The following is an 18,330-nucleotide window of genomic DNA, read 5'->3' as shown; positions in this document are numbered from 1 at the left end:
CTGCCCATGACAGCGGGCGTCGCCGACGTCGGCAGCCGAACCCCGCAGCCGGACATTTCCGGCACCGTCCCGTTGCCCGAGCGCATCGCGGTCGTGGTGTTCGTCGTCGCGCCGATCATTGGTCTGCTGGCGGCCGTCCCCCTCCTGTGGGGCTGGGGCCTCGGCTGGACGGACGTCGCCATCTTCGCCTTCCTCTACCCGCTCAACGCCATCGGGATCACGGTCGGGTACCACCGGCACTTCACCCACGGCGGCTTCAAGGCCAAGCGGTGGCTGCGGATCGCGCTCGCCGTCCTCGGCGGGCAGGCCATGCAGGGGTCGGTGGTCCGGTGGGTCGCCGACCACCGCCGCCACCACAAGTACTCCGACCGGGAGGGCGACCCCCACTCGCCGTGGGCGTACGGGCCGGGCGTGTGGGGGCTCACCAAGGGCCTCTACCACGCGCACATCGGATGGCTGTTCGCCAAGGAGCGCACCTCCCGCAGCAAGTACGCGCCCGACCTGCTGAGGGACAAGGACATCCGCTTCCTGTCCCTCGATCCCGTGTACGCCGTGATCGTGCTGTCGACGTTCCTCGTCCCGATGGGCCTCGGCGCGCTGCTCACCCTCTCCTGGCACGGCGCGCTCACCGCGCTGTTCTGGGCGGGCCTGATACGGGTGTTCGTCGGCGAGCACGTCACGTTCTCGATCAACTCGATCTGCCACGTGTTCGGCAGGGAGGACTTCACGACCCGCGACAAGGCCCGCAACGTGTGGTGGCTGGCGATCCCGTCGTTCGGCGAGTCGTGGCACAACCTGCACCACGCCGACCCCACCTGCGCGCGGCACGGCGTCCTCAGGGGCCAGATCGACATCAGCGCCCGCGTCATCTGGATCTTCGAGCGGCTCGGCTGGGTCTGGGACGTCCGCTGGCCCGACCCCGAGCGCCTCGCCGCCCGCCGCGTCCGGCGCGGCGAGCCCACCACGCCCCCCTCCTGACCCTGATCTGGATCCACGTTCATGGACTACTTGGCTTCCTCTCCCGCCCGAAGGCGGGTGAGTCCAGCGGTCACCCACTGGGTTTCCTGCTTCGCAGCCGACTGCCTCGTCTAAGAGGATTCCCATTGAGGTCTTACGCTGGCTCCACAGGCCGACACCGCCAGCCCGGCGGCCAAAACGTAACGAGCGGCGTTGATGTCCCGGTCGTGGACCACGCCACAGGCGCATTTCCACTTCCTGACCTTCAGCGGCAGCGTCTCGGTGACGGTGCCGCAGTTCGAGCAGGTGGAGGGAAACCAGCGGTCGACCACGACCAAGTCGCGGCCGTACCGGTCGCACTTGTACTCCAGCATCGTCCGCAGCTGCCGCCACGCCGCATCGGAGATCGCACGCGCCAGGTAGTGGTTCTTTGTCATGTTGCGGACGTTGAGGTCCTCGATCACGACCGTTTGGTTCTCACGGACGAGGCGAGTCTTGCCCACTACCTGGTCCACCGAATCCGGCGGGGCGACGGTGTCGACGCACAGGATCGACACAAACCATCGGTTCGCACTGTCACGCGACACTGTCACAGTGGACGGCTCGGCGCCTTCAGGAAGAGGTCTGGACCATACGACGGCGAAGTAGTTGGTGAACGCCGTCTGAAGATGCCGCAGCGCCTGCTGCAAAGGTACGCACGAGACCTCGCCCAGGAACGCCAGCTCCTCGGTCTTCTTCCACACCGTCAGCGCGGCCGACGTCTGCGCGTAGCCTGCTCGTCCGTTGGATGGAAGCGGTACCTGAATTCCCGCTTCACTCGCCGCGCCATGGCCCACACGCTAACGGACTCTCTGTGAGTGTGTGTGCTCGCTTGGTCAATGGTGGCCAGTCCTCATGTCAGTTGGTTCTTCTCTGCCCCGGTTTTGCAGAAATATCTTTCCTCCCCCGCCTGCGGCCGGGGGTCTCCATGGAGGAATGCATATGACCGAACTGCCCACACTCGACCGTACTCCGCTGATAGAGCGGCTCGCCGGGTTTGTCGATGACTTCCCCGACGATCGGGCTTACACCTTTATGGATTACAACTTCGACCCCGGCGGCGTCGCCACGGACGTCACCTGGGGCGAGCTGGACCGCCGGGCCCGCTCCATCGCCGCCGCGATCCGCCGCGCCACCGAACCGGGACGGCGCGTGGCGCTGCTCGCCCCGCAGGACCTCCACTACGTCACGGGGTTCCTCGGAGCCATGTACGCCCGGGTGATCGGCGTCCCGCTGTTCTCCCCGGACCTGCCGGGCCACGGCGACCGGCTCCTCGCCGTCTACCGGGACGCCGAGCCCGACGTCGTGGTCACCACGAGCGCGGCGCTCCCGCACGTGCGGTCGTTCCTGGACGGAAACCGGGTCCGCGAGCCCGCCGCGGTGATCGTCGCCGACCAGGTGGACCAGTCGCCGGGCTGGACGCCGGAGCCGATCGACCCCGACGACATCGCCTACCTGCAGTACACGTCCGGCTCGACCCGCACCCCCGCCGGCGTGATCATCACGCACGGCAACTTCGCGACCAACGCCGAGCAGCTGTGGCGGACGTTCGACGGCATCCCGCGCGAGTCGTCCGGCGTGAACTGGCTGCCGGTCTTCCACGACATGGGCCTGGTCACCACGGTCGCGCTGCCGCTCGTGTACGGCAACCCGGGCGTGATCATGGACCCGGTGGCGTTCGTCATGCGCCCCGTCCGGTGGCTGGAACTGCTCAGCCGGCAGAAGCACGCGTTCACCGGGGGTCCCAACTTCGCCTACGAGTACCTCACCGCGCAGGTCACCGAGGAGGAGAAGAGGAACCTCGACCTCAGCGGCGTGCAGGTCTTCATGAACGGCGCGGAGCCGATCCGGGAGAGCACGCTGAGCGGGTTCTACGAGGCGTTCAAGGGCTGCGGGCTGCGGCCCGAGGCGCAGGTGTGCGCGTACGGGCTGGCCGAGGCGACCGTCTACGTGTCGGCGTCGTCCCGGTTCAAGGAGCCGACCCGCGCGGCGTTCGACCACGAGAAGCTGCGCCGGGGGGTCGCCGAGCCGTGCGACGCGGACGCGCCCGGCGCGATCCGGCTCCTCGCCTGCGGGACGTCCTACGGCCAGCACGTCGCCATCGCCGACCCCGAGACCGGCGCCCGGCTCGCGGACGGGACGGTCGGCGAGATCTGGGTGCACGGCCCGAACGTCGCGGGCGGCTACTGGGGACGTCCGGAGGCGACCAAGGAGACCTTCGAGGCGGAGCTGGCCCACTCGGGAGACCTGCCGGGCGGGCCGTGGCTGCGCACCGGCGACCTCGGCGTGCTGCACGGCGGGGAGCTGTTCGTCACCGGCCGGATCAAGGACCTGATCATCGTCGACGGGCGCAACCACTACCCGCAGGACATCGAGTTCACCGTCTCCGGCGCGCACAAGGCGATCCGCCGCGAGTACACCTGCGCGGTGTCCGCCGTGAGCGACGACACCGACGACACCGGCGGCACCGAGGGCCTCGTCGTCGTCGCCGAGCGGAACCGGCGGGTGCCGATCGCGCTGCTCGACCAGGACGAGGTGGCCCAGGCGGTGCGCACGGCCGTCAACCAGCAGCACGACCTGCGGGTCCACGACTTCGTGCTGATCGAGCCGGGCGGCCTGCCGCGGACCAGCAGCGGGAAGATCGCCCGGTCCGCCTGCCGCCTCGCCTACCTCGAAGGGAGGCTGCCGGTCACCGAGCCACCGGCCCGCCCGGAGTGAGCGGGCGGCTCACGCGTGCTCCCCGTCCCCGCCGGTGCTCAGCCAGACGGGGAGCAGCAGCATCAGCTCCAGCCGGATCGCCGGGTCCTCGATGTCGTAGTCGAAGATCTCGTGGAGCTGCGCGAGCCGGTACCGGACCGTCTGCGGGTGGACGCACAGCGCCTCGGCGGCGTCCGTCGCGTTGAAGCCGTGCCGGAGGCATTCCAGCAGCGTCGCCGCCAGCCGGGCGCCGCGGTGCGGGCCGAGCGCGGTGAGCGGGGCGAGGCGGCGCCGCGCCGCCGCCTCGGCGAGCGTCCGGCCCTCCTGCAGCAGCAGGTCGGGCACGTACCGCTCGGCGTGGACGAGCGTGCCGGACCCGGTCCGCCCGAGCCGCCCGGCCGCCACGAGGTCGAGCGCCCGGTGCGCCCAGCGCAGCGAGACCCCGGCCTGGTCCGCCGGCACCGACGGCCCCACCGCGCCCGTCCACCCGCCGAGGGTGGCGGTCAGCCGGTCCGGCCCGCCGGGACGGTCCGGGTCGGGCATCACCAGGCAGGGCCGGCCCCGGTCGAGGCCGCTCAGCAGGGACGGCGGTAACCCCGCCGGGCCCTCCCCGCCGCTGCCGGGACGCGGGCTCAGCACGATCACCGCGAGCCGCTCGGGCAGTGTCCAGCCGGCCAGGTTCGCCTGCTCGGCGATGATGTCCTTCGGCGCGGGCGGGTCCGACAGCAGCAGGCTCAGCAGCCGGCCGCGCCGCTGCTCCCGCTCGCCCGCCGTCTTCTCCCGGGCCCGCGCGTAGCCCTGCGCGGCGGCGGACGCCAGCAGGTCCAGGTAGGCGAAGTTCACCTCGGTCAGCGCGATCGCCAGCCGGCGGGGCTTCCGCAGCCGGTCGGCCTCCCGCGACAGGTACCGCCACGCCGTCCGGGACGCGACCCGGAGCGCGTTCTGCAGGTGCTCCAGCCCCCGGCCCTCGATCGCCTCGCCGTAGCCGATGTCGAAGAAGACCTGGTGCACCTCCTGCCAGGACGCGTCCGGGTCGGCGATCATCTGCACGAAATGGCCCATGCCCTGCGCGACCGCGAGCCGCATCACCTCGGTGTACACGGGGTCGTCCGGCCGCGCGTACTCGGGAACGTGCCGCAGCACGCCCTGGACCATGGAGTCCACCAGGGCCGGAAGGTGCGGGCGCATCCACTGCGCCTCGTCCCGGGGGACGTCGCGCCAGGGCTCCTTTGACAGGCCGTCCGTCTCGGCGGACCTCTCGTGCAGCTCCGTCAAAAGTGTCACCTCCATGAGCGGACACCCGGGCCGCCAGGCTAGGTAACGCGCGTCACTCATGACACTCACATCGATGACAAGACCGTTGGATTCCTTGTCACATTTCCGTTATCGCGCCGCGAGCGTCAGCAGGATGACGGCGGCCGCCGCGCCGCCGAGTCCGGCCGCCTGCGTCCGCGACAGCCGCTCGCGCAGCGCGAACACGCCGAGAAGCACCGGCACGACCGGATACAGCGACGACAGCACGACCGCGATCACGACCAACTGCTCGCGCGTGGCGAGCAGGTAGCAGACGAGCGCCGCCGCCGCGAGGCCCCCGTTCACCGCCGACCAGAACCAGAGCCCCGGGGACGGGGGCCGCCGGCCGGGCGACCACATCATCGGCGCGATCGCGAGGACGGCCGCGGCCCTCCCGGCCGCCACCGGCCAGATGCCCGATCCGTCGGCCTGCGCGAGCGCCAGGTACTGGATCCCGATCCCGCCGCCGGCGAGGAGCCCGTTGCCGAGCGCCGCGCGCACCCTGCCCTGGTCGTCCGGCCGCGACCGGGACACCAGCCACAGGGCCGGCGGCACGATGAGGATGCCCGCCCACGCCGCCGCCGAGGGACGGTCGCCCAGGAACACCACGCCGGCGACGACCGGCAGCGCGACCCCGCCGACCGCGCTGACCGGGACGACGACGCTCAGGTCCCCCCGGCCGATGCCGCGGTAGAGGAACACCATCGCCAGGCCCGTCCCGACGCCCGACACCGCGCCCCAGCCGAGGTCCGCGGCGGCGACGCCGGGCGCGGGGACGGCGAGCGCGGCGGCGACCGCGCACACGAGCCCGCCGATCTGCCCGATGAGCGCGACGGCGGCGAAGTCGGCGCGGCGCGACAGCAGGCCGCCCCAGACGTCGGCGATGCCGTAGAGCAGCGCCGAGGCGAGGGCCGCGAGGATGCCGATCACTCGCCTCCCGCGTCGCGCTCCGCCTGGCCGACCGGGCAGACGGCCCCGGTGGTGCAGCACCGCCGGTCGCAGAGCCGGCACATCAGCTCCGAGTCGCCGATCTGCTCGTAGAGGCGGGCCAGCAGCGTGGCCAGGAGGCCGGTCAGGGTCTCCCGTTCGTTCTCGTCCAGGACGGCCAGCGTCTCGGCCAGCGGCGTGTCGCGGGCGTCGAGCATCGCGCGCACCGCGTCCTCGCCCTTCGGCGTCAGCCGCACGTGGACGGCCCGCCCGCCACCGGGACGGCGCCGGGCGAGACCGGCGGCCTGGAGCCCGTCGACCATCCGGGCGGCGGCGGACTGGGTCAGCCCGACCCGCCGCCCGAGCTCGGTGACGCCCAGATCGGGCGCGTTCGACAGGACGACCAGCGCCGCCGCGCCGGTCGGGCCGACCCCTCCGGCGCCCGTGGCGCCGGACAGGACGAGGTCGGTCACCGCGAGCGAGGCGGCGCCCAGCAGGTTCGCCAATCGGTCATGCATGACTCATGCATGATAGCAGACCGCCGGTGTGTCCAGCCTCGGCGCGGTGCCGTTTGCGTGCCATGCTGGCGGGTAACGCTGGTGTTCGGAGGTCGCCTGATGGATCGCGGAGCCGCACCCGACGCGCAGGTCGACGGGCGGCGCAGGATCGCCCGCACGGACGTGCTGCTCGCCGATCCGCGGCTCGCCGAGGCGGCCGGTCGGCTCGGGCGCGGCGTGGTGAAGGCGGCCGTCGTCGCCGCCCAGCGCCGGGCCCGCGACGGCGAGATCCCGGCGGACGCGGTGGCCGGCGCCGCCGTCGCCGCGCTGCCGGCGACCGCCGCCGGGCTCCGCCCCGTGATCAACGCGACCGGCGTCCTGCTGCACACCAACCTCGGGCGGGCGCCGCTCTCGGACGCCGCCCGGGAGGCCGTGGCCGTGGCGTCGGGCGGCACCGACGTGGAGCTCGACCTGGAGACCGGCAGGCGGGCACGGCGCGGGCGGACCGCCCTGGCGGCCCTGCTGGAGCGGGTCCCGCAGGCGGAGGCCGCGCACGTCGTCAACAACGGCGCGGCGGCGCTGGTGCTGGCCGCGACCGCGCTCGCGCCCGGCAAGGAGATCATCATCAGCCGCGGCGAGATGGTGGAGATCGGGGACGGCTTCCGGATCCCCGAGCTGCTCGCCGCGACGGGCGCCCGGCTCCGCGAGGTCGGCACCACGAACCGCACCGCGCCGGACGACTACGCGGCCGCCGTCGGCGACGGCACGGGCTTCATCCTCAAGGTGCACCCCTCGAACTTCCGCATGACCGGCTTCACCCGGGCCGCCGGCGTCGCCGAGCTGACCGGGCTCGGGGTCCCGGTCGTCGCCGACATCGGCTCCGGCCTCCTCGCCCCCGAACCGCTCCTGCCCGGCGAGCCCGACGCCGCGTCCATGCTGAAGGCGGGCGCGCACCTGGTCACGGCCAGCGGCGACAAGCTGCTCGGCGGGCCGCAGTGCGGGCTCGTCCTCGGCCGGGACGAGCTGGTGCGGCGGCTGGCCCGCCATCCGCTCGCCCGCGCGCTCCGGGTCGACAAGCTGACGCTCGCCGCGCTGGAGGCGACCCTGCGCGGGCCCCGCACCCCCACCGACGAGGCCCTGCACGCCGATGCGGCGGTGCTGCGGGAGCGGGCGGAACGGCTCGCCGCCCGCCTGCGCGAGCGGGGCGTGGACGCGGTGGCGGTCGAGAGCGAGGCGGCGGTCGGGGGCGGCGGCGCGCCCGGCGTCGTCCTGCCGAGCGCCGCCGTGTCGCTGCCCGAGCCGTACGCGGCCCGGCTGCGGCGCGGCTCCCCGGCCGTGATGGGACGGGTCGAGGACGGCCGCTGCCTGCTCGACCTGCGCTCGGTGCCGCCCGGCCTGGACGACGCGCTGGACGACGCGCTGGCCGACGCCGTGCCGGCGGCGGGGCGATGATGCACGTCGTCGCGACCGCCGGGCACGTGGACCACGGGAAGTCCACCCTCGTCCGCGCCCTCACCGGGATGGAACCCGACCGGCTGGAGGAGGAGCGCCGGCGGGGCCTGACGATCGAGCTGGGATTCGCCTGGACGACGCTGCCGGGCGGCGGCCGGCTGGCGTTCGTCGACGTCCCCGGCCACGAGCGCCTCGTCACCACGATGCTGGCCGGGGTCGGGCCGGTCCCGGCCGTCATGGTCGTCGTCGCGGCCGACCAGGGCTGGCAGCGGCAGTCCGAGGAGCACCTCGCCGTCCTGGACGCGCTCGGCGTCCGGCACGGCCTGCTCGCCGTCACGCGCCGCGACCTCACCGACGCGGCCACGGCCGCCCGCGTGCGGGACGAGGCGCTCGGCCACATCGCCGCCGGCTCGCTCGGCGAGGTCGAGGCGGTCATGGTCAGCGGCGCCACCGGCGACGGCCTGGACGACCTGCGCGCCGCCCTCGAACGGCTCACCGCCTCGCTCCCCGGGCCCGACGAGGACGCCGACGTCCGGCTCTGGATCGACCGGGTCTTCACCGTCCGCGGCCGGGGCACGGTCGTCACCGGCACGCTCGGCGCGGGGACGATCAGTGTCGGCGACCGTCTCGCCTCCGGCGGCGAGGTGCTCCGCGTCCGCGGCCTGCAGAGCCTCAAGGAAGACCACCGGCGGGTCGGCGCCGTCGCCCGCGTCGCCGTCAACCTGCACGGGAACGCCGGCGAGCTGGGCCGCGGCGACGCCCTGCTCACTCCCGGACGCTGGCTCGCCGCGGACGTCCTCGACGTACGGCTGCACGGCGACCCGGCCCGCGACCTGCCGCGCGAGCTGGTCTTCCACGTGGGCTCGGCGGCGGTGCCGGCGCACGTCCGCCCGCTGGGAGACGACACGGCCCGGCTCTCGCTCCGGCGCGCGCTGCCGCTGCGCGTCGGTGACGTCGCCCTGCTCCGCGACCCCGGACGCCATCGCGTCCCCGCCGGGGTGACCGTGCTGGACGTCCGCCCGGAGCCCTTCACCCGGCGCGGCGCCGCCGCGTCCCGGGCCCAGGTGCTGGCCACGATGACCGGACGCCCGGACGGCGCCGGCGAGCTGCGGCGGCGCGGCCTGATCAAGCGGGCGGACCTGGTCGCGATGGGCGTCCCCGTCCCGGCCGAGCCGGTGGCGGGCGACTGGCTCGCCGACCCCGACCACTGGGACGGCCTGCGCGGGCGCCTCGAAACGGCCGTCGACGAGCACGCCGCCGCGAACCCCACCGACCCCGGGCTCCCCGCCGACGCCGCCCGCCGCGCGCTCGGCCTGCCCGACCGCGCCCTCGTCGAGGCCCTCGCCGAGGGCATGCGGCAGCGCGACGGCCGGATCTACGGCCGGACGACCGCGCCCGAGCTGCCCCCGGACGTGCGGGAGGCCGTCGACGCCGTCCGCCGCGACCTCGACCGGCACCCGTTCCGGGCGCCGGACGCGGGCCGGCTCGCCGAACTCGGCCTCACGCCGAAGATGATCGCCGTCGCCGCCGCGACCGGCGCGCTCCTCAAGGTCGCCGACGGGATCGTCCTGCTCCCCGGCGACGACGCCCGCGCCGCCGCGCTGCTGGCGAAGCTCGGCGGCCCCTTCACGCTCAGCGAGGCCCGGCGCGCCCTCGGCACGACCCGCCGCGTCGCCGTCCCGCTCCTGGAGCACCTGGACGAGCTGGGCTACACGGTCAGGGTGGACGACCTCCGCCGCCGCTGCATCGAAGGGACGACATGAAGAGGCTGACCCAGTACGCGCACGGCGGCGGCTGCGCCTGCAAGATCCCGCCCGGCGAGCTCGAAGACGTCGTCGCCGGCCTGACCCGCTCCCCGGCCGTGCTCTCCGAGGGGGGACGACCCCCCGAGCCCTCCGGAGCGCCTCCGGCTCCCATGCCCAATGCCGAGCTGGTCGTCGGGCTCGACACCGGCGACGACGCGGCCGTCGTCCGGCTCCAGGACGGCCTGGCCGCCGTCGCCACCGCCGACTTCTTCACCCCCGTCGTCGACGACCCCTACGACTGGGGCCGGATCGCCGCCGCGAACGCGCTGTCGGACGTCTACGCGGTCGGCGGCCGCCCGGTCGTCGCGGTGAACCTCCTCTCCTGGCCGCGCGAGGTGCTGCCCTTCGACCTGGCCCGCGAGGTGCTCCGCGGCGGCCTGGACGTCGCGTCCGAGGCGGGCTGCCATGTGGGCGGCGGGCACAGCGTCGACGACCCCGAACCCAAGTACGGCATGGCCGTCACCGGTGTCGCCGACCCCGCCCGCCTGCTCCGCAACGACACCGGCAAGCCGGGCACGCCCCTCTCCCTGACCAAGCCCCTCGGCCTCGGGATCCTGAACAACCGGCACAAGGCGACCGGCGAGGTCTTCGAGCAGGCCGTCGCGACCATGGTCGGGCTGAACCGCGACGCGTCCGCCGCCGCGCTGGCCGCGGGCGCCGTCTGCGCCACCGACGTGACCGGCTTCGGGCTCCTCGGGCACCTCTACAAGATGGCCCGGGCGTCCGGCGTCACCGCCGTGGTCGACGCCGCCGCCGTCCCCTACCTGGACGGCGCCCGCGAGTCCCTGCGCGCCGGGTACGTCAGCGGCGGCACCCGCCGCAACCTCGACTGGGTCGCCCCGCACACCGACTTCGGCGCGACCGGCGAGGACGACCGCCTCCTGCTCGCCGACGCCCAGACGTCCGGCGGGCTCCTCATCGCCGGCGAGATCCCCGGCGCGCCCGTCATCGGCGAGCTGGTCCCCGCCGCCGGGCACCCGCTGATCGTCCGCTGAACCACTGCGTCCGCTGAACCACTGCGTCCGCTGAACCACTGCGTCCGCTAAACCTCGGTGCCCGTCCGGTCCGTGACGCCGGCGCGCTCCCGGTACTCGCGGACCAGCGCCACGGCCGCCGTGCCGCGTGGCCGGCGGCCCGGCCGGATGTCGACCGACAGCGCCTTCGCCTCCTGGATGTGGGTGTTCGGATCCAGGGAGAGATGCAGCAGCTCGTTCGCGGCGTCACCGGTGCTGTAGCCGTTCGGGCCCCAGTGGTAGGGCAGGCCGACCTGGTGCAGCGTCCGGCCGTCCACGACGAGGGGCTGCATCCGCCGGGTGACGAGGACCCGCGCCTCGACGACGGCGCGCGGGCTGACGATCGTCGCCCAGCCGCCGTGCTCCAGCCGCCGCCGCGCCGCCAGCTCCGGCGACACCTCGCAGAAGAACTCCGGCTGGAGCTCCGCCAGGTACGGCTGCCAGCGGGACATGCCGCCCGCCGTGTGGTGCTCGGTGAGCCGGTAGGTGGTCGCGACGAACGGGTACACGTCAGCGCCCGGCTCGGCGCCGCTCGGCCCGTACCGGTTGTCGGGGTGCGGCTGCAGCAGGTGCCGGACGGGGTTGCGCTGCTGCCCGTACAGCGGGTTGGTGAACGGCGACTCCTGCGGCTCGTAGTGCGTCGGCAGCGGGCCGTCCATCAGCCCGGCCGGGACGTACAGCCACGCCTTGCCGTCCGCCTGCATGATGAACGGGTCGTCGCCGGCGAGCGCGTCCGGGCCCGTCGCCTCCCGCGGCGGCCGGTAGTCCGGGGGACGGTCGGCGATGAAGTCGGGCACGTCGTGGCCCGTCCACGCGCCCTTCTCGGCGTCCCACCAGACGAGCGCCTTGCGCTCGCTCCACGGTCTGCCATCGGGGTCGGCGGACGCCCGGTTGTACAGGATGCGCCGGTTCGCCGGCCACGCCCAGCCCCATTCGGGCGCCACCCAGTGCTGGTCCTTGCCGGGCTTGCGGCGCGCGGGCTGGTTGACGCCGTCGGCGTAGCAGCCGCAGTAGATCCAGCAGCCGCACGACGTGGACCCGTCGTCCTTCAGCTGCGTGTAGGACGACAGCGGGTTCCCGTCGGCGTCATGCCCGTTGATCTCGGCGAGCACCGCCTCGGCGTCGGGCTCGTCCAGGCTCCCGTGCGTCGGGTAGTCCCAGGTCAGATCGAGGACCGGCCGGTTCATCTCGTCGGTGGAGCCGGCCAGCTTCTCCCGGATGACGCGGCCGAGGTGGTACATGAACCACAGGTCGCTGCGCGCGTCCCCGGCGGGCTCCACGGCCCGGTGGTGCCACTGGAGCATCCGCTGCGTGTTGGTGAAGCTGCCGTCCTTCTCGGTGTGCGCGGCGGCGGGCAGGAAGAAGACCTCGGTGCCGATGTCCTCGGCGCGCATCTCGCCCGTCTCGATCTCCGGGCCGTCCTTCCACCACGTCGCCGACTCGATCAGCGAGAAGTCGCGGACGACGAGCCAGTCGAGGTTCGCCATCCCGAGCCGCTGGATCTTGGCGTTGGCGGACCCGACGGCCGGGTTCTCGCCCATCAGGAAGTAGCCCTTGCACACCCCTTCGATCTGCGCCATCGCCGTCTCGTAGGTGCTGTGCGAGCCGGTCAGCCGTGGCAGGTAGTCGAAGCGGTAGTCGTTGTCCGCCGTCGCGGCGTCGCCCCAGTACGCCTTCAGCAGGCTGACGAAGTAGGAGCGCATGTCGCCCCAGAAGCCCTTGCGCGCCGCCTCCGCCTGGATGAACGCGTCCAGGTCCTCGTTGGTGTGCGCGTGCGGCATCGGGATGTAGCCGGGCAGCAGGTTGAACAGCGTCGGGATGTCCGTCGAGCCCTGGATGGACGCGTGCCCGCGCAGCGCCAGGATGCCGCCGCCCGGACGCCCGATGTTGCCGAGCAGGCCCTGCAGCACCGACGCCGCCCGGATGTACTGGACGCCGACCGTGTGCTGCGTCCAGCCCACCGCGTACGCGAACGCCGACGTCCGGTCCCGGCCCGAGTTCTCCGTGAGCATCTCGCAGACCTGGAGGAACTGGTCCTGCGAGACACCGCAGATCCGCTCCACCATCTCCGGCGTGTAGCGGGCGTAGTGCCGCTTGAGCACCTGGAACACGCAGCGCGGATGCTCCAGCGTCGGGTCCCGGTCCGGGTGGCCTTCGCCGATCGCCGCGCCGCCGGAGCCGTGCGCCTCGCCGCGTCCCGACTCCGAGACGGCCTCGACCCGGTCCTCGTACTCCATGTCCCGCTCGCCGGCGGCCGACTGGACCTCCAGCCCCTCGTACTGCCACGTCCGGTGGTCGTAGCTGCGGTTCTCCGGGTTCAGGCCGGAGAAGACGCCGTCCAGGTCCTCGGTGTCGAGGAACTCCTCGGAAAGGATCACCGACGCGTTGGTGTAGGGGACGACGTAGTCGCGGAAGTACCTCTCGTTCTGGAGGACGTAGTTGATGATCCCGCCGAGGAACGCGATGTCACTGCCGGCGCGCAGCGGGACGTGGACGTCCGCGAGCGCGCTCGTCCGCGTGAACCGCGGGTCGACGTGGATCACCTTCGCGCCGCGCGCCTTCGCCTCCATCACCCACTGGAACCCGACCGGATGGCACTCGGCCATGTTCGAGCCCTGGACGACGATGCAGTCCGCGTTCTGCAGGTCCTGCTGGAAGGTGGTCGCGCCGCCGCGTCCGAACGAGGTTCCCAGACCGGGAACGGTGGAGGAGTGTCAAACGCGGGCCTGATTCTCGATCTGCACCGCGCCGAGCGCGGTGAACAGCTTCTTGATCAGGTAGTTCTCCTCGTTGTCGAGGGTGGCGCCGCCGAGGCTCGCGACGCCCAGCGTGCGCCGCACCCGGACGCCCTCGTCCTCCCACTGCCAGCCGTGCCGGCGCGCCTCGATCACCCGGTCGGCGATCATGTCCATCGCCGTGCCGAGGTCGAGCGGCTCCCACTCGGTGCCGTGCGGGCGCCGGTAGAGGACCCGGTGCTCGCGGCCGGACCCGGTGGTCAGCTGGAGGCTGGCCGAGCCCTTCGGGCACAGCCGCCCGCGGCTGACCGGCGAGTCGGGGTCGCCCTCGATCTGGGTGACCTTCCCGTCCTTGACGTAGACGTCCTGGCCGCAGCCGACCGCGCAGTAGGGGCAGACCGACTTCACCACCTGGTCGGCGGTGCTCACCCGCGCTTCGAGGCGCTCGCTGCCGGCGCTCTTGGCCGCCGCGCCGCGCCCCAGCGGATCGCCGCCGGTGAACTGCCGGTAGACGGGCCACGACTCGATCCACGTGCGAACGCCCACGTCACCGCCCCTATCCTGCTCACCTCGGCGCGCGGTCCACCTACCCCTCGCCCGGACCGCGAAACACCCCGGCGGCGGTGCCCGCGCCGATCACCGTGTCGAGCACCGACCGGGACTGCTCCAGGCCCTCGATCGCGTCGCTGATCCGGTCCCGCTCGCGCCGCAGTTCCCCGAGCATGTCCGGGCAGGTGGGGACGAGCCGCTCGCCCTCGTCCCGCAGGCACGGCAGGACGGTCGCGATCGTCGCGGTGCCGAGCCCGGCGCCGAGCAGGCACCGGATCCGCCGGACGAGCGCCACGTCGTCCGGGCGGTACTCCCGGTACCCGCTCGCGAGCCGGACGGGCCGCAGCAGCCCCTGCTCCTCGTAGTAGCGCAGCAGGCGCTGGCTGACGCCCGTCCTGCGGGACAGTTCCCCGATGCGCATGCCGCCCGGACCTCCGTCACGACCTCTCGACCCTCACATCCGTGTGAGACTCTAGCCGCGGGGTCACCGGGCGGCGAAGGCGGCCAGGTTCACCGAGATCGGCTCGGGCCTCCCGCCGTTCTGGACGGCGGACGCGGTCAGCACGTCGAGGTGCTGGTACCCGGGCGCGACGACGTCGCCGGGCCGCGGGTCGCTGAAGAGCCCGTCGCCGGCCTCCAGGTTGAGCGTCGGGTTGGCGGTGAGGCCGCCCTCGTGGACGGCGTCGTCCGCGATGCCGGGCGCGTCGGCCAGCGCGATGTCGGTGACCATCTTCGTCGGGAAGTAGTGCTCGGTGAAGTCGAGCGGGTGCTCCGACAGGCTGCGGGCCAGCTCGGCGATGTCGGTGACCTCCTTGCCCGCGGTCGTGAACGGCGTGCCGTCCTTGGACTTGTGGACGGGGTCGTCGGGCGCGCCGACGCGGTCGAAGTTCCGCCACGTGAAGAGAGGGCCGCCGGGCTCGTCCGGGATCGCCTTCTTCTCCTTGCCGAGCAGCCTGGACAGGCCGCCGAGCCCGCTCTCCTCCAGGTCGTTCGGCGCCGGGAACTCCTTGTCGACGATCTCCCCGCCGTCCCAGAAGCCGACGCTGGCCTGCATGAACGCGAGCGGCTCGGAGTTGTCGTCCAGCAGCCCGCCGAGCGCGGCGGCGTTGGTGAACCGGAAGTCCCTCACCGTGGGCGAGCCCTTGACGAACGTCGGGTAGTCCTTGGAGAACAGGACCCGGTAGGTCGTGTCGGTGTTGAACGACGACGGGATGTAGGTGGACAGGTCCGAGACGCCGCCCGGGTCGAGCCGGGCGGCCAGGCCCGCGATCCCGAGCAGGTTCATCGTCTCGGTGTTGACCACCGCCGGGGCGGACAGCGCGCGCGGGACGACGCCCGTCTCCAGCCCCGCCTGGACGGCGCCCGCGCCGAACCGGAGGAGCGGCACCCAGTCCTCCGGGAACCCGTCGCCGAAACCGGGCAGGCCCGTCTCGATCCGGGTGTCCAGCGCGAAGTAGCCGGAGCACTGGTTGTAGCCGGCGTCACCTGTCGTGGAGGGGTTCCCGTCGAAGTCCCATTCGGCGAAGTACGCGGTCAGGACGCCGCCGAGGGAATGGCCGCCGCACATCATCTTCCGCTTGCGGGCGGCCTGGTCCGGGAGCTCCTTGACCATGAGGTCGTACTGGTCGCGGACGGTCTGGTCCAGCCCGACGTGCTGCAGCCATTTCACCTGGTCATTGGTCTGATATCCGGCGAACTCCCGGCCGTCCACCTCTTTCTGGCGGTAGTAGTAGTCCACCGCGAGATGGACGTCCTTCGCCTTCAGCCCGGCCTGGATCCCGGTGCCGTCCTCCAGGCAGTTGGACCGCCGGTCGAGCGCCCAGAACTCGATGTGCCGCCCGCTCCTCGCCGCCGCCGCGACCGTGTTCCGCGCGACGCTGTCGAACGCGCCCGCGCCTTCGAGGATGCCCGGCTGCGCGACCAGGATCCGGTCGGCACGCGCCGACTCCGCGGGCCCGTCCTTGTGCCGGAACCGCAGGTAGGACAGCCAGTCGCAGGCTTCCGGCCGCGGGCCCGCCGACGCCGGCAGCGGCACCCTGACCCGGACCGCCGACTCGCTGACCTCGGTCACCGGCGAGGTGGAGGCGACCGGTGTCTCGGACCGGCCGGCCTCGCGGGCACTCACCGGCCCGGCCGCCGCTCCCGCGATCAGCACGGACGCTCCTGCCAGCACAGTGATCCATCGTGGGGTCACCACGTTCTCCTTCCGGGATGCGCGCCGGATGTCAGGAGCCCACGATGAACCTGTCGTTTTTCTGACGACAGGTGTTTATTTGCATAACTTGCGGGCCGTTCTTATCGGCCCATGACAGGTGCGCCCGCCTCACCTGGAGAACGTCCGGCGAAGGGCGGGTCAGCGAAGGGCGGGTCAGCGGAGGACGGCGGAGCCGACCGCGCCGATCCGCTCGGCGAACTCGGCGCGCTCGGACGGCGTCAGCGCCCGCTCGTAGACGGCGGCGCTGAGCCGGTCGGTGGTCTCCTCGGCCTCCGCCCGCCGCGGCTTCAGCGACGCGCATTCGGGGAAGTCGCCCTGCCAGCCGAGGAAGCGGGCGGTGTCCGGCCCGTCCTGGGTCAGGACCGCCTCCAGCGGGGACAGGCCGGCCGCGGTCGTCGCGACGAGGTGCAGCCCGCCGCGCAGCTCCCGCAGCACCTGCACGAGCTGCATCAGCCGGGCCGGCCCGCTCTCCGGCAGCGGCTCGGCGCGCCAGCCGCAGAACAGCGGCAGCCCGGACCCCTCGGCCGCCCTGGCGACGCGCTCGGCGAGCTCGCAGAGGCGCGGGTCGTCCGGCAGGTGCTCCTCGCCCCAGGCCGCGCATCCGAGCGTGTACCGCCGCGCCGCCTCGCGCGCCCCGGCGACCGCGACCCCCTCGTCCCACTGGGCCCGGACGAACCCGGGCTCGAACCAGCCCAGCGCGGCGGCGACCACGTCGGCGTCCACGTCGCCCAGCACACCGCCGCGCCCGGCGAAGTAGAACGCGAACGGGTTGGCGAACCCGTGTTCGACGCCGCGCTCCGCCGTCCGGCGCGACAGCATCCAGCGCGAGCCGACATCGTGAATGATCGTGTCGGCCGCGCGAACCGTCTCCGCCGCGCTCAGCTCCTTCATCGGCCGCCTCCCGGATCATCGTCGCCGAAGTAACCGGCAGGTTACTCGCCGGCCGCGCCGGGCCCCACCCCGGCCCGTCGCGGGGACCGCCGGTGTTGACATTCGGGCGAGTTAGCGCAAACATTCGGCCTGTAACGATGGGACGGCGCGGGGAGGCGATGTGGCCGCCGAATCACCGGAGGCGCCCGACGGCCGGCGGCTGGCGGTGATGGAGGACGTGGCCGCGATGGCCGGCGTCTCGGCGATGACCGTGTCGCGCGTGCTGAACACCCCCGAGAAGGTCCGCCCGCAGACGCGCGCCCGGGTGATGGCGGCGGTGCAGGCCCTCGACTACCGGCCGAACTCGGCGGCCCGGGTGCTGGCCACCGGCCGCTCCGGTGTGCTCGGCGTGGTCAGCTTCGACACCACGCTGTACGGGCCGGCGTCCACGCTGTTCAGCATCGAGCAGGCCGCCCGCGAGCACGGCTACACCGTCAGCATCGTCAGCCTGAGCTCGCTGAACCGGCGCTCGATCGGCGAGGGCGTGGAGCGGCTCCGCGCCCAGTCGGCCGACGGGATCATGGTCGTGGCCCCGCACGAGTCGGCGGCGGACGGGCTGAAGGAGCTGCCCGCCGACACCCCGCTGGTCGCGGTCGGCGCGGGCGGCGACGTGCCGTTCCCGGTCGCCGCGGTGGACCACCGGGCGGGCGCCGAGCGCGCGGTCCGGCACCTGCTCAGCCTCGGGCACGAGACGGTCGTGCACCTGGCCGGCCCGGCCGACTGGGTGGACGCGACCGGCCGGGTGGAGGGCTGGCGTGCGGCGCTGCGGGACGCCGGGCGCGACGTCCCGGAGATGCCCGCGGGTGACTGGAGCGCCCGGTCCGGCTACGAGCACGGCCGGCAGATCGCCGCCGACCCCGACGTCACCGCGGTGTTCGCGGCCAACGACGCGATGGCGCTCGGGCTGCTGCGGGCGCTGCGCGAGGCCGGCCGGGACGTGCCCGGCGACATCAGCGTCGTCGGCTTCGACGACGTCCCGGAGGCCGCCTACTTCCCGCCGCCGCTGACCACCGTCCGGCAGAACTTCGCCGAGGTGGGGCGGCGCGCGTTCGGCCTGCTCCTGGACCGGATCGGGGGAGGCCCCCCGCCGGCCGGGAGGGCCGCCGCGGCCCGCCGCGTCGTCGAACCGGAACTCGTCGTCCGGGAGAGCACCGGGGTGCGCCGCCGGACCTGACCCCGTCCCGACCGGGACCCGGCTACTTCCACGGACAAGATGTTAGC

At 73.4% G+C, this 18,330-nt stretch carries 14 protein-coding genes; 6 read left to right on the top strand and 8 right to left on the bottom strand.

Features of this window, described 5'->3' with window-relative positions; genetic code table 11:
* The first annotated feature begins 6 nt into the window (after positions 1-6).
* Positions 7-978, top strand: a complete 972-nt coding sequence (locus K8Z49_RS15550) for an acyl-CoA desaturase (protein ID WP_412519361.1) — start codon at positions 7-9, stop codon at positions 976-978.
* A 110-nt stretch (positions 979-1,088) separates the two neighbouring features.
* Here the strand turns inward: K8Z49_RS15550 and K8Z49_RS15545 are convergent, their stop codons facing one another.
* On the bottom strand, positions 1,089-1,793 hold the full coding sequence (locus tag K8Z49_RS15545; RefSeq protein WP_412519359.1) for an RNA-guided endonuclease InsQ/TnpB family protein: 705 nt from the start codon (positions 1,791-1,793) through the stop codon (positions 1,089-1,091).
* A gap of 145 nt (positions 1,794-1,938) precedes the next feature.
* On the opposite strand from K8Z49_RS15545, the gene K8Z49_RS15540 reads away from it, so the two are divergent.
* Complete coding sequence (locus K8Z49_RS15540) at positions 1,939-3,714, top strand: fatty acyl-AMP ligase (RefSeq protein WP_412519357.1); 1,776 nt, start codon at positions 1,939-1,941, stop codon at positions 3,712-3,714.
* 9 nt (positions 3,715-3,723) lie between these two features.
* Here the strand turns inward: K8Z49_RS15540 and K8Z49_RS15535 are convergent, their stop codons facing one another.
* From K8Z49_RS15535 to K8Z49_RS15525, 3 genes are all read right to left on the bottom strand, one after another.
* Positions 3,724-4,977 carry a PucR family transcriptional regulator gene (locus K8Z49_RS15535; RefSeq protein ID WP_235206470.1) on the bottom strand — a complete coding sequence of 418 codons (1,254 nt, stop codon included), beginning with the start codon at positions 4,975-4,977 and terminating at the stop codon, positions 3,724-3,726.
* A 99-nt stretch (positions 4,978-5,076) separates the two neighbouring features.
* Positions 5,077-5,916 carry an EamA family transporter gene (locus tag K8Z49_RS15530; RefSeq protein WP_075022645.1) on the bottom strand — a complete coding sequence of 280 codons (840 nt, stop codon included), beginning with the start codon at positions 5,914-5,916 and terminating at the stop codon, positions 5,077-5,079.
* Positions 5,913-6,431, bottom strand: a complete 519-nt coding sequence (locus K8Z49_RS15525; protein ID WP_075022646.1) for a MarR family winged helix-turn-helix transcriptional regulator — start codon at positions 6,429-6,431, stop codon at positions 5,913-5,915. Before K8Z49_RS15525 ends, K8Z49_RS15530 begins: the two co-directional genes overlap by 4 nt.
* 99 nt (positions 6,432-6,530) lie before the next feature.
* Here K8Z49_RS15525 and selA point away from each other — a divergent pair, with 99 nt between their 5' ends.
* Genes selA through selD form a run of 3 tightly spaced genes read left to right on the top strand, consistent with a single transcriptional unit; the run spans position 6,531 to position 10,662 of the window.
* Entirely contained in the window at positions 6,531-7,862 is a 1,332-nt protein-coding gene (selA, locus tag K8Z49_RS15520) for an L-seryl-tRNA(Sec) selenium transferase (protein WP_143118606.1), read from the top strand.
* Positions 7,859-9,625 (top strand): selenocysteine-specific translation elongation factor, encoded by a 1,767-nt coding sequence (locus K8Z49_RS15515; RefSeq protein WP_244938377.1) that lies wholly within the window; start codon positions 7,859-7,861, stop codon positions 9,623-9,625. Before selA ends, K8Z49_RS15515 begins: the two co-directional genes overlap by 4 nt.
* Positions 9,622-10,662 (top strand): selenide, water dikinase SelD, encoded by a 1,041-nt coding sequence (gene selD / locus K8Z49_RS15510; RefSeq protein WP_075022647.1) that lies wholly within the window; start codon positions 9,622-9,624, stop codon positions 10,660-10,662. Before K8Z49_RS15515 ends, selD begins: the two co-directional genes overlap by 4 nt.
* Before the next feature lie 47 nt (positions 10,663-10,709).
* On the opposite strand, the gene fdh is transcribed toward selD, so the two are convergent.
* The 4 genes from fdh to K8Z49_RS15490 all read right to left on the bottom strand — a co-directional run bounded on the left by fdh (position 10,710) and on the right by K8Z49_RS15490 (position 17,070).
* Positions 10,710-13,961 carry a formate dehydrogenase gene (fdh, locus tag K8Z49_RS15505; protein ID WP_143118607.1) on the bottom strand — a complete coding sequence of 1,084 codons (3,252 nt, stop codon included), beginning with the start codon at positions 13,959-13,961 and terminating at the stop codon, positions 10,710-10,712.
* 40 nt (positions 13,962-14,001) lie between these two features.
* Positions 14,002-14,385, bottom strand: coding sequence for a MerR family transcriptional regulator (locus tag K8Z49_RS15500; protein ID WP_075022649.1), 384 nt, complete (start codon positions 14,383-14,385; stop codon positions 14,002-14,004).
* 63 nt (positions 14,386-14,448) lie between these two features.
* A complete protein-coding gene (locus tag K8Z49_RS15495; protein ID WP_412519353.1) occupies positions 14,449-16,158 on the bottom strand; it encodes a hypothetical protein in 1,710 nt (569 codons plus the stop codon).
* Between the two features lie 174 nt (positions 16,159-16,332).
* Entirely contained in the window at positions 16,333-17,070 is a 738-nt protein-coding gene (locus K8Z49_RS15490) for an SCO6745 family protein (protein ID WP_021595508.1), read from the bottom strand.
* Between the two features lie 208 nt (positions 17,071-17,278).
* On the opposite strand from K8Z49_RS15490, the gene K8Z49_RS15485 reads away from it, so the two are divergent.
* Positions 17,279-18,283: a LacI family DNA-binding transcriptional regulator gene (locus K8Z49_RS15485; RefSeq protein WP_412521080.1), complete on the top strand. Its 1,005-nt coding sequence runs from the start codon at positions 17,279-17,281 to the stop codon at positions 18,281-18,283.
* Positions 18,284-18,330 lie beyond the last annotated feature (47 nt).

It is taken from the genome of Actinomadura madurae (genome assembly GCF_047130825.1).
Classification (GTDB): domain Bacteria; phylum Actinomycetota; class Actinomycetes; order Streptosporangiales; family Streptosporangiaceae; genus Spirillospora; species Spirillospora madurae.
The sequence above is the reverse complement of the archived record's forward strand: the minus strand, read 5'-3'. Positions and strand labels throughout refer to the sequence as shown.

Bases quoted from the DNA above. Each gene is read 5' to 3' on its own strand.
- K8Z49_RS15500 (WP_075022649.1), bottom strand. From the start codon at position 14,385: ATGCGCATCGGGGAACTGTCCCGCAGGACGGGCGTCAGCCAGCGCCTG.
- K8Z49_RS15525 (WP_075022646.1), bottom strand. From the start codon at position 6,431: ATGCATGACCGATTGGCGAACCTGCTGGGCGCCGCCTCGCTCGCGGTG.
- K8Z49_RS15550 (WP_412519361.1), top strand. From the start codon at position 7: ATGACAGCGGGCGTCGCCGACGTCGGCAGCCGAACCCCGCAGCCGGAC.
- K8Z49_RS15540 (WP_412519357.1), top strand. From the start codon at position 1,939: ATGACCGAACTGCCCACACTCGACCGTACTCCGCTGATAGAGCGGCTC.
- selA (WP_143118606.1), top strand. From the start codon at position 6,531: ATGGATCGCGGAGCCGCACCCGACGCGCAGGTCGACGGGCGGCGCAGG.
- K8Z49_RS15515 (WP_244938377.1), top strand. From the start codon at position 7,859: ATGATGCACGTCGTCGCGACCGCCGGGCACGTGGACCACGGGAAGTCC.
- K8Z49_RS15490 (WP_021595508.1), bottom strand. From the start codon at position 17,070: ATGAAGGAGCTGAGCGCGGCGGAGACGGTTCGCGCGGCCGACACGATC.
- selD (WP_075022647.1), top strand. From the start codon at position 9,622: ATGAAGAGGCTGACCCAGTACGCGCACGGCGGCGGCTGCGCCTGCAAG.
- K8Z49_RS15485 (WP_412521080.1), top strand. From the start codon at position 17,279: ATGGAGGACGTGGCCGCGATGGCCGGCGTCTCGGCGATGACCGTGTCG.